The organism is Williamsia sp. M5A3_1d (assembly GCF_053345315.1).
Window position 1 is genome coordinate 1,515,745 of the sequence record NZ_JBKEZX010000001.1, and the last position, 16,636, is coordinate 1,532,380.

Here is a 16,636-nt window from a genome sequence, read left to right on the forward strand (position 1 = left end):
GTCAGGGAACGCCTCGATCGGTGGTGGGTCGCAGCAGGTTCCGTACGGAGAAGCCGCGCGTGTCGGGATCCCAGCTGCGGATGAGGAGAAGCCGCGCGACGTGCACGGCGGTGACCCAGGGGATGTAGAGGATCCAGGCACCGACACCGAGTGCGTATCGGCGGTGGAGGAACAGCGTGCGCGGCAGGAAGCTCATGTAGCGGACGAACGAGACGACGCCGGTCTCCATCCGCCGCGGTGACACGCCCACCCCGAGGTGCGGCAGAAAGGCGTTGCGCCCACCGATCTCACCGACACAGAGCCCGGTGTCGACGTCCTCGAAGATGTCGCGGCGCATGCTCACCGCGTCGCGGACCGCGACCCACGTCGAGCGGCGCAGCACCATGTTCGAACCGTAGAGGACCATGACCGGTCGAACGTCGGCCACGGACGCATCAGGGCGAGAGGTGAAGGGCACGAACCGGAGTCGCTTCTTCACCCCGGCCATGGCGTCTCCGTAGGGGAGTCCGTAGGCCTCACCCCGTCCACACAGGGCGGCCCACTCGTTGTCGGTGTCCGCGCCGAGGAAGTCGAGGATGTCGCGCGCCCAGGTCGGTCCGACCATGGTGTCGGAATCGATGCGGGCGATCGCGTCGCCGGTGGCGGCGTCGAGTCCGGCGTTGCGCGCGAACACCAGTCCCTGGCGTGACTCGGTGATCATCCGCACCTGGGGATACCGGTCGACGTAGGTGGCGACGATGTCAGCGGTCTTGTCGTGGGAATTGTTGTCCACCACCACGATCTCGGCGATGTGATCGAGCTGTAAGACGAGGCGGTCGAGGCAGTCGGCGATGACCTCCTCCTCGTCGTAGGTGGGGATCACCACCGACAGGTCGAGTCCTGATGGATGGGCTGCCTCCGACACGTCGTGTCCCCCCATGGTCGACGAAAGGTGATGCTTCCTGACAGTAGGGGATCGCACGCGGCGTGGCCGGATGGTGGGCATCGATGGTGGTGACCGTCACTCTCGCTGTGCCACCGACGATTCCACCACGGCGGCGGCACGGTCGGCGGCGGCGTCGGCCGGTACGAGACGTCGGCGCAAGGCCGCGGTCGCCTCTCGCGTCGTCACGGTGTCGACTCGCGTGATCGCCGAACGCAGGGTGTCTGCGGTGACCTGCGCCTGCGCGAATGCGGTCCCCACCCCCAGGCGGGTGATCGTCCGTCCCCACAGCGGCTGATCGGCGCCGAGCCAACAGATCACCGTCGGCAGTCCCGATCGCAGCGACGCCGCGGTCGATCCGGCGCCCCCGTGATGCACCGCGATCGCGCATCGCGGGAGCACGGTCGAGTGGTCGACCGCGCGCACGATCCGTATCCGGTCACCGGCGTCGGCCAGGCGTTGTCGCACAGCCGGTTCCAGGGAGTCCGGGTGGAGGAGATCACTCCACCCGGTGGCGACGAGCACACGATGCTCGCCGGTGCCGTCGATCACCGCCGTGGCGAGGCGGTGCGGGTCGATCGCGCTCATGCTGCCGAAGCCGATGTAGACCGGTGCGGGCCCGGCATCGAGCCAGTCGTCGAGATCCTCGGTGCCGTCGGTGTCGTCGACCATCGCACGTGTGGTGGCATCGAGATCGAGGAAACCGACCAGCGGCCGTCGTGAACCCCATTCCCGCCCCAGATCGACGAACATCGCAGGATCGTAGGCCTGGATCTCGGGTACCCCCTGCGCCACGATGCGGCGGGCGGTCGGCCCGTGAGCCGCCGGCAACCCGAGGTCGCGGCGCAGACGGTTCTCACCGCGCCGACCCGCCGCCCACAATGCCTGCTCGATCACCCACCACGACACGCTTGTGGACCGTGGGCCGAGCTGCTGTCCGCCCGGCGACACGAGCGCGACCGACCGGTTCGAGCGCAAGGGGCAGAGGTGGACCGGTAGATACGGGACCCGCAGCGACTCTGCGACGTTGAGCACGCGCTCCTGTCCGACGCTGCCGCCCACGATCGCATCGGCGCCGTGCGACAGAGCCATCAGGTCCGACTGGGCGGTGAGTCCGCCCTGCAGTGCCAGTTCGGCGATCGCCCGGCCCCGGCGGACCGGGTTGCGCGACCGGCTGCGCGACACCACGAGGTCGGAGGCGAGCAGTTCGCCGGTGTCGGGTCCGCACGCCCGCGCCTCGAGGCCCGACCGCGCGGCGAAGTCGACGAGGTTGGGCGGCACCGCGAGTACGACCGAGTGTCCGCGCTCGGCGAGAACCCTCCCGAGGGCGACGCCGGGCTGCACGTCGCCTCGACTGCCGTGGAACGCGAGGACGAGGCGCACCGATCACCCCCGTCCGCCGACCCGCCCCTCGGGTCCCGCGTCCGACGGTAACGACAGAACGCGGCGAGGGCAGCGCGAGCGACCCCGCGTCCGGTGTCCTGCGAGCGGGTGGCGTCGGCACTAGCGTTCGCAGTCGACACGGGCCGATCGGACGAGCGGGCCGGAAAGGGTGGGCGTGAGACGTCTTGACGGGCAGGATTTCACGTACTGGTTCATGCATCGGGCGTTCGGGTGGTCGGTGGTGTTGCAGCTGGTCTGGACGTTCCCCCGGGCGGTCTCCGAGGATGATCTGCGAGCGGTCAACGCGGCGTTGGCGGCTGGTCCGCTCAATCGGCGTGTGACCCGGGCGTCGGTGGCGACCGCCCGGCCGCGATGGGGTCACGCACCCGCGATCCCCGAGGTGATCTGCGACACCCACCCGATCGCGGCCGATTCCGTCGAGGCCTGGGCGGCAGAGGAACTCGACACCGTCCCGCTCGACCCCGAGCGCGGTGCCACCTACCGACTGCGGGCCGTACCCATCGAGGACAGCCGTCACGTGGTGTCGCTCACCGCATTGCATCTCGTCACCGACGGCAAGGGGCTGGTGACCGCGGCCGCCCGCGCGCTGTCCGGGGACGCCACCCCCGACCCCCTCGGGATCGATCCCGGCCGGTCGGCGCACACCCTTGTCGCCGACGCCGGGGACGCCGTGCACGGTGTCGCGTCCGCCGGCACCGGCATCGTCACCGCTGCAGGGAGTCTCCTGCGATCGTTGACCAGACGGTCGAGTGGGCCGTCGGTCCCCGCACCGCCGCCTGCCCGCCCTCGCCGGCCACGGAAGCCGATCCGGGATCGGTCGCCGCGAGCGCGGACGACGTGGGCGATCGTCTCCATTCCGGCGGACGAGTTCGCCGCCGCCGCGCAGCGCCACGGTGGGACCGTCAACACGCTGTTCATCGCCGTGATCGCCGGTGCGCTGCGATCGGCCGTGTCCCCCCGACCCGGCGAGCACCTCAAGGTGGGGATCCCGGTCGATCAGCGCGGGACCGACGACGACCGTGCGAACGCCACTGCCGGGGTCTCGGTGCTGGTCGGCGATTCCCTGCGTGCGGGAACCGATCTCGGACCGCTGAGGCGGGACTGCAAACGCGCCTACTCCGAACTGGCCGCCGGGGAGCGGGCGATGATCGTGCATCTGCAACCGGCGCTCCGTCTGCTGCCCCTGTCGGTGGTGGTGGCGGCGGTCACCGCCGGCGACGGGATGCCCGACGCGATGACCTCGAACATCGGTGCCTACCCCGACGACGTCGCGACGCTTGCCGGGATGCGGGCCACCGGCATGGCTTTTCGCGGTGACGCCATCGGCGTCGACCCTGCCGAGCCCTACCGCTTCGGCGACGGCCTGCAGGCGTGGCTGCTCCAGACCGGTGACACCGTGACCGTGTCGGTGGCGGCCTTCGACGAGACCGCGTTCGACGGGGCGGCCGCACTCCGGTCGGGTGTGGCCGCCGAGCTCGACGGATGGGGTGTCGTACATCGCATGTGGTGACCTCGGACTGCGGTGGTACGCATCAGCAACTACCGTGATGCCGATGGATCGAGTGACCGGCAACGACGAGTCGTATCTGTTGGCAGAGCAGCTTTTCGGACTCGCGGCACCCATCCAGCTCTGCTGGGTCCTGCCGCGCGACCCCGGAACCCGGGCCCTGGCCGCCCTGCATGCCGAGTTGTCCCGGGGGTTCCTGTCACGCAAGGTGGTCGAGCCGCGGGTGCCGTTCGCCCGCGCGCGATGGGTGCGCAGCGATTCGCCCGCCGACGTCGTCGTGTCGCCCGAACCGATCGACGACGTCGACGTGGCCGACTGGTTCGACCGGCGCGTGCGGACGGTGCGACTCGATCCGGTGGGCGGTCGCGGGTGGGAACTCGCCGCGGTGGGATTGCGATCGGGACGTATGGCGGTCTCACTCCTGGTGTCGCACATGGTGTCCGACGGGCAGGGGGTGTATCGCGCACTCGATGCCGCAGCGACCTCCGCCCCACAGACCGCGCTCGCATCCGAGTCCTCGGCACACGGGATCGGTGGTCTGGGCGCCGACGCCGTCGATGCGGTGATCCAGGTCGGTGCCGCTGCGCGATCGGTGGGCCTGCTTCTCGTCGCGATGCCCCGCGCCCTGCTCGCCGCCCGGCGGACGCCGTCTCGTCCGCGCCCGTCTGCGCCGTCGGGGACCAGCGCGGCGTCGGACCCCGTTCCCGAACCCACGCTCGCCTTCTACGACGTCGATCGCAGCCGATGGCGTTCTCGTGCAGCCGAACTCGGAGGTACCTCGAACAGTCTGTTCACCGGTGTGATCAGCGGTCTGGCACACCGGGCCGGTGTCGCCGCCGACTCCGGCGACATGCGGGTGTGCATGGCGGTGAGCACACGCGAGGGCGATGCGGACATGCGCGCCAACGCCTCGGGCGGGGTGTGGATCACCGTGCCGGCACCGTCGACGGCAGCGGCCGGTCTCGCCGGGATCCGTGCGGCGAGCAAGCAGGCCTTCGCCGACTATGCCGCCACGGGCGACCGGCAGGCCGCCGACAACCTGCAGCCCGTGGTCCGGTTGCTGCCACGACGACTGATCGCGAGGATGATGCGGTCGATCCCCGGGCCCGACACCACCGTCTCCAACCTCGGCGCCGTCCCGGAGTCGGCCCTGCGGATCGGCGATGTCACCGCCGAGTCGTTCTCGATCAGGGCACTGATGCAGGGCCAGACGCCGCAGATGCGCCGCACGACGGGGCCTGCGCTCGCGGCGTGGGCGGTGGAATACGGGTCCACGGTCACCATCGCGTTCTTCGGGATCAGCCCCGACCATTTCGGTGATCCCGACGCGCTGCACGACGACATCCGTGCCGAACTGGATTCCTGGGAGCTCGCCTACTCGTCGTGGTGACGACGCCGAGGTTGATCAGTGGGTGGTCGCGGGGATCCGTGCGCCGACGGCGGCCAACCGTTCGCTCACCACGGCGATCATGTCGTCGACGAGCCCCTTCACCACCGCTGCGGCGGTACCGGTGTCGGGATACCGGGTGCGGAGGTGCACACCGTGCTCGTCGCGCCAGAACCACGCCTGCAGGGTGTCGGCGCGACCGTCGCTGGAGACGTGGTGCACGTTGTGGTGGGCCAGTCGGTCGAAGCGGCGGTAGTCCATGTAGGACACCATGAAGACGTCGTGGCGGGGCTTGATCATCCGGCTCCCGAAGGTGCCGTAGACCGTCATGAGGTCGACCTCGGCGAGAGGGAGTGCCTCCGACAGCGCGGCGGTCGCCGCGGTCATCGCGGCGTCGATGTCGCCGGTGGCGTCGAGGATCATCGGCGCGTTCGCCACGAACCATCCGACCGACCGGGACCAGCGATCGCTGCGCCGGGTGTGCACCGGGAGCACCAGGGGCAGTCGGTCGGGGCCCCCGAGATCACGGGTCGCGACGGCCAGAGCCGCGAGCAGCGCCGGATAGAACCGGATGGATCGCGACGCGCACATCGCGGAGAACTGGTGAGCCTGTTCGGCGGTCAGCACCGTGTCCACATGGATGTCGGCGGGTGCGAACTCTCCCGGGGCGACGCCGAGATCCATGGGGAACTCCGGCACCGTCCACCCGGTGGAGGCGAGGAACTCGCCCCACTTCTCCACGAGCCCTCCGTCACCGGAGCTCTGCCGCGCGAGTTCGGCAGCGGCGGCCTGATGATCGAGGAAGCTGCCCGCCGTCCGCAGGGCGTCGCCCTCGTAGGCCGACAGGACGTCCTCGGCGATGACGGCGAGGGAGTGCGCGTCGACGTAGCAGTGATCGAAGGCGCAGATGACCGTCGTCGTGGACGGGCCCTGCACCGCGGCCAACACGTGCGACCCGGGGGTCAACGCGCTGCAACCGTCGGCGATCGCGGCACTCAGGGCCGCGCGGTTGTCGCCGGCGTCGGCGTCGTGGACGGTCTCGACGTCGGAGACCTCGAGTCCCCCGGCGGCGTGCAGGAGCCGACGGATCGAATCGGGCTCGCCGGCGTCGAGAGAGAAGTGGGCTCGCAACACCTCGTGATGGTTGACCACGGCCTCGAAAGCGGATCGGAGGCGCGTGAGATCGATTGTCGCCGAATCGATGTCGAAGGTGATGGCGAGGTATCCGAGTCCGCCGTCGCGTACCGCCTCGAGATGGAAGCGTTCGTTCTCCGACGGGCCGGTCGGGTGTGGAACCGGTGCCGACCGTGTCGACACGGTCCAGCGGTGCAACGCCCCGCCGGCGATGTCGAGGTTGTCGAACGTGGTGAGCTTCACCGATCACCCGCCGCCGCGCTGACGGGCACGCCCGCGACGGGGGCCGCGCCTGCGGCGTACTCCACCAGGAATGCGATGACGTGGTCGTGGAAAGCCGTCACCGACGCGATCGATGTGGGGTTGTCCGGGATGTGGGTCAACAGGTGGATCCCCTCGTCGTTGCGATTGACCCAGAGGTTGGCGTTACGGGTGCGTCCCGAGCCCGGCATCACCCCGGCGGCGGCGATCTCGGGGGAGTCGGCGTCGGCGAGCCGGCGGAAGTCGAGATAGGACACCATCTGCGGGCTCGTGGCGTCGGGTACGAAATCGCCTGTCGCGGCGAGCAGACCGAGGACGGCATGGGCGGGCACCGGGACCAGATCGCGATTGGCGCGTAGAGCGTTCGACGCGGCCACCACGAGGGCGTCGGCGTCGGGTTCATCGCCGTCGACGGCCACCGGGGCGAAGTTGCAGAGCCATCCCTGCGTGCCCGGGAACTCCGGATCGCGGGTGGACAGGACGGTGGAGGTGAAGAAATCCGATTCGCCGGTCACCTCGTACTCGCCGCGGGCCAGCGCAGCGAACATCGATCCCGCCAACGACCCCCCGGCGGCGCGGGCCCGGCGCTCGCAGGCCTCGGTCTGCTCGGCGGTGAGCATCGCGCGGATCACCTCGGTGGACGGCGCCGAATCCGGACCGGTCAGCCCCAGGTCGAGCTTGCACCGGGGGACCGTTCGACCGTGGTCGCGCAACACCGTGCGCCACACGTCGACGGCGGGCTCGTCGGGCGACACCTGTGCCGCCCGCCGGTACTCGTCGACGATGTAGGTGAGGTGGCTCCCGGCCGCGGGGAGGTCGGGTGCGACACCCTGCTGATGTGCGCGGTAGCGGGTGAAGATCTCCGACAGTGCCTGGATGGAAGCGGATCCGTCGGTGTGGGAGTGGTCGGAGATGGTGTAGAACGCGAACGACGTGCCGGCGTCGACCGCGCCGAAGATGACGCCCGGTACACGGTCGTAGGTCGCCTCGCCGTCGATGCGCACCAGGAGGCGCTCGGTGAGCGCGGCGTGATCATCGCCCCCGTCTGAGTCGGCCACCACCATCGAGATGTCCTCGGGGGTGGCGACGTGGCGGATCATCTCGCCGGAGTCGGTCACGTCGAAGAAGCTGCGTACCTCGTCGTGGGCGCGGATGTAGTCGGTGATCGCATCCGCCATCGCGCCGGAGTCCAGTGGTTCGTCGATGCGGGTCGTGGTCCCCACGGTCGCGCGGTGGGGGAGGCCGGTGGCCCGTTTGGCCTTCGCCGCCGCGAGGTGGTCACGCTGCAGGAAAGACGGCCCGACCGCGTCGACGCGGGCGTTCGATCGTGCCGTCGCCTCGTCGGCGACGAGCCACTCGACGTGCCGGCCCGGGGCCGGTGCCCACCCGTGGAGGGTGCCGGCCTTCACGACGTGCGGCCTCGTGACTGCACGTCGGCCGACGACAGGGACGGAGTGTCGTACGTGGTGTCGGAGTTCTCGACGACCTCGAGCAACACATCGGTGAAGGTCCGCAGGAACCGGTGCACGTCGTTCGCGCCGGGATGCCCACTGGGGAAACGGGTGGAGAGGTTGGTGCCGGTCGCGAACCGGTTGATCCAGAAGTAGACCTCGTCGGACTGGGCGCACGCGCTGCGCAGGACGCGCGCGTCGATGGCCTCCCACTGATCGGCGCCCTCGGCCGCGCGCAGGTCGATGTAGGACACGACGAGCTGCGGAGGGGTCTGGTGGCCGACGAGGTCGGCGATCGGGTGGAACGGCACCGTGCCGAGGTCCTTGTACTCGCGTGCGCACTCGGCGACCGGGCCGATCGCCTCGGAGAACGTGCTCACGTCACCGGGCTTGAGATGCACCGGGATGAGGCCGACGAACCATCCCGCCGCCTCACCCCACTGGAGTTCGGTACGGGTGTGCACGGGGCTGATGAAGCGGAGCTCACCCGAACCCGACAACCGGTGGGTGGTGATGGACAGGGCCGTGTAGATGCCGGCCTGCATGTTGGCGCCCAACGCCTTGCACGTGGCGTGGAAGCGCTGGGTCTGCTCGGCGTCGAGTAGCCAGGTCGACAGGCTGCCCTGGAACGTCGAGGGGACGCTGCCGACGTGGGGGATGGGGTCGGCGTGCCCGGTCTCGGGCTCCGGCTCCGGGAGGGGGCGGGGGAACGCCGGCATCGGATCGGGCTGCGACGGCGTGTGTGACCGCAGGAAGTCGGCCCACCGGGTGACCTCGATGGTCTCGGCGTCGAGGCGGGCGCCGCTGGCGCGCTCGGCGTGACTGAAATCGAGATAGCTGCCGAACGTCGCCAAGGTGTCGTCGTGGCCCAGCAGCGCCGACTCGTAGAGCTTGGTCAGCTCCTTGATCGCGAAGACCTGCGTGTAGGCGTCCATCACCGTGTGATCGGCCCCGAAGACCACCAGGAACGAGTCGGAGGTGTCGTCGGGCTCGACGGTGAGCACCCGGCAGTGCGGCCACTGCAGGGGGGTGATCGTGGTGTTGAACAGCTCGTTGATGCGCTCGTAGACCGCACTGCTGCTCGAACTGTGCTCGTCTCGCGAGACTGCGATCGACACCGACTCGGCGGCGATGATCCGCCGCCCGAACTCGTCCTCGATGCCGGTCTCGGCGGACACCGGCTGGTGTGCCACCGTCGACCGGAAGGCCTCGTGGCGCGCGAACCAGCGGATGAGGGTGGTGCGGAGGGCATCGGCGTCGAGCGGATGGAGGATCCGGAAGGCGGTGCCGATCCACTGGCTGTACCAGTCGTCGCCGATCTCGAGGGCGCGGCGGGCGTGTTCGAGGTGTGCGTAGGACAGGCGGCGCTCGTCGTCGGTCCAGTCACTGTCGACCGCCGAGGGAGTCCACTCGGTCACGGTCCCCGCGGGGAGCGGGTAATCGGCGAGTTCGGTGTATTCCATCGGAGATCTCCTCACTGTCCATGCTCGTGTCGATCTGGGCACATCGTCGATCTCGAACACGAAACGGTCGTCGCGACGCGCTTCGCCGCGTGACCGTACCCCCGGCACGCTACCGAGAGACTAACGCGAACATCGTCGATATTTAATGCTCGGATCCCACGCCGTCGTGGGATTCACAGACGCTTCCGGACATATCCCCCGCGGCGATGCGGAGAATATGTCCGGCGTGCGACGGGACGTAACAGGAAAGTCGCCTCCTGTTATCCCTTCACGCCCAAGCCGCGCGAAAGAATGGGCCAGCTGCGCTTCATCTGCTCCTGCCAATACGGCCAGGAATGCGTGCCGTGACCCTCGAAATCGAAGGTCGCCGGAATCCGTCGCGCCGCAAGTGTGTCGGCCAGTCGGTGGGTGCACAGGTTGGCGCCCGCCTCGATCCCGCCGCCGACGATGATGCGATCGTTCGGGTTATCGTTGCCGGGGTACTTCGGATCGTCGAACGGTCCGGGGAGGCCGCTGCCGACCGACACGTAGACGGTGCTCTTGCGCAGCCCCTCGGCCCGCAGCACCACGTCGTGTGCCGCCCAGGCCGGGTCGGTGGGCGGACCCCACATGTTGTTCGCGTCGCCGCCGAAGGCCGCCACGATCCCGCGCGCCACGCCCTGCGACAGGAGGTCGGCGGTGGTGGAGCAGCCGCTGTAGGAGCCGACGGACCGGAAGAAGCCAGGATTGCGTGCGGCCAGCATCAGTGCCGAACCGGCACCCATCGACAGACCCGCGATCCCGCGAATCCCGTTGCCGTTGAACTGCTTGTCGATCAGCGGGGGCATCTCCTTGGTCAGGAACGTCTCCCACCGGTAGCGCCCTAGCTTCGGATCGTCACGCTGCCAGTCGGTGTAGAAGCTCCCGTTGCCGGCGAGGGGGAACGCGACGGTGACGTTCTTGTCGCGGAAGAAATCCTTAGCGTCGGTCTTGCGGAACCACATGCTGTTGTTCGGGTCCTCTTCGCCGAGGCCGCTCAGCATCGTCAGCACCGGCCGTGGGCCGCGATCGACGGCGGGAACCAGCACCTGCACCTTGATCGTCTTCGCCATCGACGCCGAGTAGATGTACGCGGCGAACTGATTGGGGCCCTCCGACACCACCTTCTCGATCGTGGAGGCGGCGGGTGCCGCCGACGCGACCGCACTCAATGATGTACCGAAGAACAACGACACGAGTGCGACGCTGAGAAATGTCACAAACCTTCGCGAACGACGCGACACATCGGTGCCCGTGGACGAAGATGTGCGCGCCGCGCGAGAGCTTTCAGAAGGCATGGATTTCCTTTACGTGAGTCAGGCCACAGTGTCTCATAGGCAGGCGAAACGATCGACACGAGTATCGAATTCGCCGACAGACGTCACAGTGCCGACTCGATCGTCTCGACCGCGGTATTCGCCGCCGTCGCGGGATCGATCATCACACCGGCGAACTCCGAACACCTATTCGCGACGTCGTCGTCGAGAATTGTCGCCAACGCCGCCGACAGGACCGTCGGATCGGTGAGTCTCCCGATCGGACAGGTCGCGCCGAGCCCGGAATCAACGATCGCTCGCCCCCACATCGGCTGATCCGCACTGAAGGCGGCGATCAGGGTCGGCAGCCCGGCGCGCAGGCTCGCGCCGGTGGTGCCCGCGCCGCCGTGGTGGACCGCCGCCGCGCACCGCGGGAGGACGGTGGCGTGATCGGCCGAACCGACCACGCGTACATCCGGTCCCCCCGATGTCGGCGCCGCTGCGGTGATCGCCGCCAGGTTGGGACCCGCGCCGACGAGCACCCGCCGCCCGCGCGCTCGCAGCGCGTCGACGACGGCGCCGACGGTCGTCGCGGCGTCGGTCAACGGCATGCTGCCGAACCCGACGTAGACCGGTGCCGCGCCCGCGTCGAACCAGGCGGCCGTGTCGGCATCCTCGGCGCCGGTGTCAGTGGCGTCGGCGGAGGTGGTCAGGAAACCCGTCATCGGTCGGTGCGCACCCCACTCCTGCGCCAGTCGCGGGAAGAGTCGGGGTTCGTATGCCTGGATCTCGGGGGTGTCGGCATCGGCGAGACGATCGGCGAGGGGACCGCTTGCCGGTGCCATGCCGAGGCGTTGCCGGAGTGCGGCGTCGGCGCCTTTCGCCGACAGGTGCCAGTAGGCGAGTTCGACCCCTCGCCACACCGCGACGCTCAGACGGGGGACGGCCGCGAGATGGGCCAGCGGCCCCAACGGAACCGGCACGCTGCGGCTCGGACGGATGGGGCAGTAGTGCAGCGGGACGTAGCGCGCGCCCCGGTACTCGGCGATGGTCGCCGCGCGCTCCTGACCCATCAACCCGGTCACCACCATGTCGGCACCGTCGCTGATCTCGAGGAAGCGATCGTCCATGGCGGTGGCCCCGAACTCGGTCACCTCCCGCAACGCGCGTGATCGGGTGCGCGGGTTACGTGACTTCAGGTCGCGCTGGACCAGCGGCGACGCGAGGAGGTCGGCGGTGTCGGGCGCGAACACGGTCGCCGCGACACCGAGGTCGCCCGCGAACTCCAGCAGGTTCTCCGGCACCCCGACCGCGACGTCGTGCCCGCGTTGGGTCAATGCCTTCGCCACGGCCAGGCCGGGCTGCACGTCACCGCGACTCCCGTTGAGCGCGAACGCCACTCGCATCGCCACTCACCAGTCCTCGGGCTCGAGGGACCAGCGCGCGAACTCCGCGTGCACGATGTCGGGGAGGGTGGAGCGGCCGAGGCCGTCGGGATCGAGGCCGATGACCGACAGGGTGGTGATCCCGCAGGCCTCGTTGGTCCAGGCGGCCAGCCCGCCACGCAGCGAGCGCAGCTTCTCGGCCGTCACGGCCTGGGTGGTCGACCGGGTGACGACGCCGTTGGCGCGGTCGGGGTCGCCGAGACCGGCGAACTGGCCGTCGAGCGTCCCGAGGTTCGAGGCCAGGGCCAACGGGGTCGTCGCCCCGCCGCTCAACGCGGCGACGGTGCGGTCGGACAGTGCCTGCATCGCGGGCTGTAGGCGGACGAAGGTGCTCGGACGGCCGGTGCCCACCGCGTAGACCTCCTTGGCCAGTGCGCGGATGACTCCGAGGTCCTTCTCGAGTGCCGCCGACGCGGGGATGTCGAGGGACAGGCCGGTGGTGGCGTTCGCGCGGTCGTCGTCGGGGGTGCGCAGCGACATCGGGATGGAGATCCGGACGGTGTCCTGCGGCCCCACCCGGCCGCTGGCCACGATGATGCCGATCACGATGGCGACGAACAGGGCGTTGCTGGACCCGCCGGCGTCGGCGGCCGCCGCCCGCCAGGCCTCGGTCGGGACACTGGTGATGCAGAGCGGGGCCAGCGCTCCGTCGTTCTCCGACGCGGTGGGATCGACGTCGACGGTCCGGCTCGTCTTCGCGGTGACGGCTGTCGCGGTCGTGGTGTGGTCCGGGGTGCGGCCGACGCGGCGGGTCACGAGGTCGGCGGCCAGTGCCGCCAGGTTCGTGGTGATCGCCGCGGCCTGGCCGGTCGCGTCGAGCGCCTGCTCGAGCACCGACGGCGGACGTGCGTCGAGGAGCCCGACGTCGTCGCCGCTCAACGCGTCGAGCACGGCGCGCACGATCAGCGCACCGTCCCCGGCGGCGTGCGCGACACACAGCGTGACGACTGCGCCGCCCTGCTCCAACGGTGCCGATCGCAGCTCCCACACCGGGCCCTCGGTCAGGTCGAAACGGGTCGACGCCGCCGCATCGATCCACGCGGTGACACCGCCCTCGGGTACGGGGGTGTCGTCGACGACCCGGCCACCCGATCGGCTCGGCTCGGCGACCCAGTGGTCGCGGACCAGCGGCAGCGAGCTGCGGCGGAGCAGACGCCCGATGCGTCCGACGGCGAGACGCTGCGCGAGCCGGTCGAGTTCGGCGTCCGACGGCAGCGAATGCAACCGCCACACGGCCTGGTTGACCACGGGCACCCCGAGGGCGCGATCCATGCGGATGAACAGGTCGTCGTCGACGGTCGTGCGCAACACCGAGGGCATCGTCGCGTCCACCTCTCTCACAGCTGGGACGTCTGCCGCCCGGTGGGACGGACGAGACGAGTGGGAGCCTAGCGATCAGAGCTTGCGCAGATAAATCCGGACGGTCAACGGCGCGAGAACCGCGATCAGCACGAGCGACCCGACGGCCGAGTACGCGAGGTGGGAATCGACCCGTCCCTCGCCCGCCAGCAGGCGTACCGCCGACACCAGCTGCGACACCGGGTTGATCTCGGCGATGGTGCGCATCCAGCTCGGCATGGTCTGCGTCGGTACGAACGCGTTCGACATGAAGCCGAGCACGGTGAGGACGAGCGCCGAGAAGCTCTGCACCGCGGAGATCTTCGACAGCATCACGCCCATGAGGGCGAACACCCAGCTCAGAGCGAACGCGGAGAACACCACCAGCAGGACCGATGCCACGACGCCGGGGATGCTGCCCGGGCGGTATCCCATGGCCAGGCCCACGCCGACGGTGATGAACCCGGCGATGAGGTAACGCAGCAGCGCAGCCACCAGCAGACCCGACAGCGGTGCGAGCCGCGAGATGGGCAGCGACACGAACCGGTCCATCAGACCCTTGTCCATGTCCTGTCGCAGTTGGATGCCGACGACCACGGTGGAACTCACGGCCACGTTGACCAACACCCCGGGCACCAACAGCGGTAGGTAGGACTCGACGCTGCCGGCGACCACGCCGCCGAAGATCGTCCCGAGCAACACGGTGAGGATGATCGGGACGACGATGACGTCGACGAGCAGCTGCGGGGAGTGCTTGAACTTCAGCAGCCCGCGTCGCGCCAGCGTGAGGGTGTCGAGGACGGCCTTGCCGAAACCGACCCGTTCGGTGACCGTCGCCATCGGGATGGTCGTGAAGAGATTGTCGAGGTCGTCGCTGCTGTCCAGGCGGCCGAAGGCGTCGGTGGTCATGCGGGCCGCCGTTCTTCGGTGAGGGCCAGGAAGACGTCGTCGAGCGACGGCGCGTGCACCCCGAACTCGTCGACGGTGATCCGGCGGTCGGACAACGCGGCGATCACCTGGGCGGCACGGGCCGAATCGGGCACTCCGACGGTGAGTGCGCCGGTGCGCCGGTCGATGTCGACGGGATGACCGAGCAGGCCCTCGATCGTGGCCGCGGCGGTCGGTCCGTGCCCGGGATCGGACAGCCCGATCGACAGGGTGAAGGTGCCGACCTGCTTCTTGAGCGTCTCCGGCGTACCGCGTCCCACCACCCGGCCGTGATCGATCACCACGAGTTGGTCGGCGAGCGCATCGGCCTCGTCGAGATACTGGGTGGTCAACACCACCGTGGTGCCTGCCGCGACGACGTCGCGCACGATCTCCCACAGCTGGGTACGGGTGCGCGGGTCGAGTCCGGTGGTCGGTTCGTCGAGGAACAGCAGGGCGGGGCGGCGGATCATGCTGGCGGCGAGGTCGAGTCGTCGGCGCATGCCGCCGGAGAACTGCGCGATGGGGCGCTTCGCGGAGTCGGTGAGACCGAACTGGTCGACCAACTCCTTCGCCCGGCGACGCGCCTGCGATCCGCGCAGGCCGACCAGACGGCCGTAGATGTCGAGGTTCTCCAGCGCGGTGAGGTCGTTGTCGACCGAGGCGTACTGCCCGGTGAGCGAGATGACCGACCGGACGGCCGTCGCGTCGGTGACGACGTCGCGCCCCAGCACACCGATGCGACCGGCGTCGGGCCGCAACAGCGTCGCCATCATCCGCACGATCGTCGTCTTGCCGGCGCCGTTGGGACCGAGCAGGCCACAGACCGTGCCCGCGGGCACCGAGAAGTCGACGTCGTCGACGACGCGGCGACCGCCGAACTCCTTGGTCAGTCCGACGACCTCGACGGCCGGGGGACCGTTGGTGGCGGCATCGGAGGTTGGCAGGCGGCCGGGGCCCCTGCGCGGAGGGAGTGGGTTCGGGGTGGCGAAGGGCGGCGGGTCGGGCTCGGGTTCGCGGCGGGCATGGCGCCCGACGCGCACTGCGGACGCAGGCGGGCTGTCCCCGCCCGTCCTCGGCGACCCGTGTGGCATCGACATGTACCGACCTCCCCCGACGTCATCCCCCAGACGCCATCGGACGTCAGGGTACTGCGCGGCCCCGCGGCGGAGCGGGCCGGAAGCCGCTGATCGTGACCGGCGTCATCTCGACGACCACAGATCGGCCGGCGTGACACCGACATCACCGAGGAGTCGACGCACGAGCGGCAGACCTATCCCGATGACCGACGACGGGTCGCCGTCGATGCCGTCGATCAGCCATCCGCCCAGACCGTCGAGGGTGAAACCCCCCGCGACCTCCAACGGTTCACCCGAGGCGACGTAGGCGTCGATGATGGCGTCGTCGGCGTCGGCGAAGCGCACCACCGTCGACGACGACTCCCGGGCACGGGCGCGCACCGTGCCGTCGGTGACCCGCAGGACACAGTGTCCGGTCATCAACTCGGCGCTACGCCCACGCACCGAGTGCCAGTGCGCGCGGGCGACGTCCGCGGTGTGCGGTTTGCCGCTCAGGCGGCCGTCGAGGAGCAACATCGAGTCACAGCCGATGATCACCGCGTCCGATGGCGCGTCGGACGACTCCGACAGCATGTGTGCCACCGCGTCGGCCTTCGCCTCTGCGAGGCGCGTGACCACCGTCGACGGGTCGACGTCGGGGCCCAGGCCGGCGACGACGGCGTCCTCGTCGACGTGGGAGACCATCACCCGCGGATCGAGACCCGCCGCGCGCAGCACTCGCAGACGTGCGGGAGACGCCGACCCGAGGACGACGACCGGCGGCCGCCGGCTCAGTGGCCGAAGGTGAGGTTGGGAAACGAGTTGGGGGCCAGCGGCCAGGCGGGGCGCAGGCGATCGGTCGGCGAACCCCACAGATCGCGAGCCGGAGGAGGTCCGCTGTCGTCGCCACCGCCGGCACCGGCCAGCACGGCGACGAGCACCGCGACGTCGGCATCGGACGGGTTGCCGCGCACGATGCGCAGCAGCGGACGGGCCGGGGTCGCGGCGTCGTGGTCGGAGGTCTCGGTCATCGCGTCACCTTCGTTCGCTGCGCTCACAGTGACA

Annotated in this window: 14 protein-coding genes; 2 read left to right on the forward strand and 12 right to left on the reverse strand. The window is 69.8% G+C overall.

Translation table 11 applies throughout. The features are described 5' to 3' along the window. Position 1 precedes the first annotated feature (1 nt). Positions 2–904, reverse strand: a complete 903-nt coding sequence (locus ACLBW1_RS07090) for a glycosyltransferase family 2 protein (protein ID WP_447810935.1) — start codon at positions 902–904, stop codon at positions 2–4. Positions 905–1,000: 96 nt separating this feature from the next. Continuing rightward, the gene (locus ACLBW1_RS07095) at positions 1,001–2,305 is read right to left on the reverse strand and encodes a glycosyltransferase (protein WP_447810936.1); all 1,305 of its coding nucleotides are present in this window, start codon (positions 2,303–2,305) and stop codon (positions 1,001–1,003) included. 175 nt (positions 2,306–2,480) lie between these two features. On the opposite strand from ACLBW1_RS07095, the gene ACLBW1_RS07100 reads away from it, so the two are divergent. Then, positions 2,481–3,836 carry a hypothetical protein gene (locus ACLBW1_RS07100; protein ID WP_447810937.1) on the forward strand — a complete coding sequence of 452 codons (1,356 nt, stop codon included), beginning with the start codon at positions 2,481–2,483 and terminating at the stop codon, positions 3,834–3,836. A gap of 43 nt (positions 3,837–3,879) precedes the next feature. Beyond that, the gene (locus ACLBW1_RS07105; protein ID WP_447810938.1) at positions 3,880–5,223 is read left to right on the forward strand and encodes a hypothetical protein; all 1,344 of its coding nucleotides are present in this window, start codon (positions 3,880–3,882) and stop codon (positions 5,221–5,223) included. A gap of 15 nt (positions 5,224–5,238) precedes the next feature. On the opposite strand, the gene ACLBW1_RS07110 is transcribed toward ACLBW1_RS07105, so the two are convergent. The 10 genes from ACLBW1_RS07110 to ACLBW1_RS07155 form a co-directional block, all read right to left on the reverse strand. After that, positions 5,239–6,597: a condensation domain-containing protein gene (locus ACLBW1_RS07110; RefSeq protein WP_447810939.1), complete on the reverse strand. Its 1,359-nt coding sequence runs from the start codon at positions 6,595–6,597 to the stop codon at positions 5,239–5,241. Continuing rightward, complete coding sequence (locus tag ACLBW1_RS07115) at positions 6,594–8,024, reverse strand: condensation domain-containing protein (RefSeq protein WP_447810941.1); 1,431 nt, start codon at positions 8,022–8,024, stop codon at positions 6,594–6,596. The genes ACLBW1_RS07110 and ACLBW1_RS07115 overlap by 4 nt, the downstream gene beginning before the upstream one ends. Then, positions 8,021–9,529, reverse strand: a complete 1,509-nt coding sequence (locus ACLBW1_RS07120; protein WP_447810943.1) for a condensation domain-containing protein — start codon at positions 9,527–9,529, stop codon at positions 8,021–8,023. Before ACLBW1_RS07120 ends, ACLBW1_RS07115 begins: the two co-directional genes overlap by 4 nt. Before the next feature lie 260 nt (positions 9,530–9,789). Next, positions 9,790–10,620, reverse strand: a complete 831-nt coding sequence (locus ACLBW1_RS07125) for an alpha/beta hydrolase (protein WP_447810945.1) — start codon at positions 10,618–10,620, stop codon at positions 9,790–9,792. Between the two features lie 308 nt (positions 10,621–10,928). Further along, a complete protein-coding gene (locus ACLBW1_RS07130) occupies positions 10,929–12,209 on the reverse strand; it encodes a glycosyltransferase (protein WP_447811184.1) in 1,281 nt (426 codons plus the stop codon). Positions 12,210–12,215: 6 nt separating this feature from the next. Continuing rightward, the gene (locus ACLBW1_RS07135; RefSeq protein ID WP_447810947.1) at positions 12,216–13,589 is read right to left on the reverse strand and encodes a hypothetical protein; all 1,374 of its coding nucleotides are present in this window, start codon (positions 13,587–13,589) and stop codon (positions 12,216–12,218) included. Between the two features lie 54 nt (positions 13,590–13,643). Next, entirely contained in the window at positions 13,644–14,426 is a 783-nt protein-coding gene (locus tag ACLBW1_RS07140; protein ID WP_447811185.1) for an ABC transporter permease, read from the reverse strand. A gap of 65 nt (positions 14,427–14,491) precedes the next feature. Beyond that, complete coding sequence (locus ACLBW1_RS07145; RefSeq protein WP_447810949.1) at positions 14,492–15,613, reverse strand: ATP-binding cassette domain-containing protein; 1,122 nt, start codon at positions 15,611–15,613, stop codon at positions 14,492–14,494. 102 nt (positions 15,614–15,715) lie between these two features. Next, positions 15,716–16,366, reverse strand: coding sequence for a nucleoside triphosphate pyrophosphatase (locus ACLBW1_RS07150; protein WP_447811186.1), 651 nt, complete (start codon positions 16,364–16,366; stop codon positions 15,716–15,718). Continuing rightward, positions 16,363–16,602, reverse strand: a complete 240-nt coding sequence (locus tag ACLBW1_RS07155) for an acyl-CoA carboxylase subunit epsilon (protein WP_447810951.1) — start codon at positions 16,600–16,602, stop codon at positions 16,363–16,365. Before ACLBW1_RS07155 ends, ACLBW1_RS07150 begins: the two co-directional genes overlap by 4 nt. Between the last annotated feature and the right edge of the window lie 34 nt (positions 16,603–16,636).

Bases quoted from the DNA above. Each gene is read 5' to 3' on its own strand.
- ACLBW1_RS07155 (WP_447810951.1), bottom strand. From the start codon at position 16,602: ATGACCGAGACCTCCGACCACGACGCCGCGACCCCGGCCCGTCCGCTG.
- ACLBW1_RS07125 (WP_447810945.1), bottom strand. From the start codon at position 10,620: ATGGCGAAGACGATCAAGGTGCAGGTGCTGGTTCCCGCCGTCGATCGC.
- ACLBW1_RS07105 (WP_447810938.1), top strand. From the start codon at position 3,880: ATGGATCGAGTGACCGGCAACGACGAGTCGTATCTGTTGGCAGAGCAG.
- ACLBW1_RS07140 (WP_447811185.1), bottom strand. From the start codon at position 14,426: ATGGCGACGGTCACCGAACGGGTCGGTTTCGGCAAGGCCGTCCTCGAC.
- ACLBW1_RS07120 (WP_447810943.1), bottom strand. From the start codon at position 9,529: ATGGAATACACCGAACTCGCCGATTACCCGCTCCCCGCGGGGACCGTG.
- ACLBW1_RS07145 (WP_447810949.1), bottom strand. From the start codon at position 15,613: ATGTCGATGCCACACGGGTCGCCGAGGACGGGCGGGGACAGCCCGCCT.
- ACLBW1_RS07130 (WP_447811184.1), bottom strand. From the start codon at position 12,209: ATGCGAGTGGCGTTCGCGCTCAACGGGAGTCGCGGTGACGTGCAGCCC.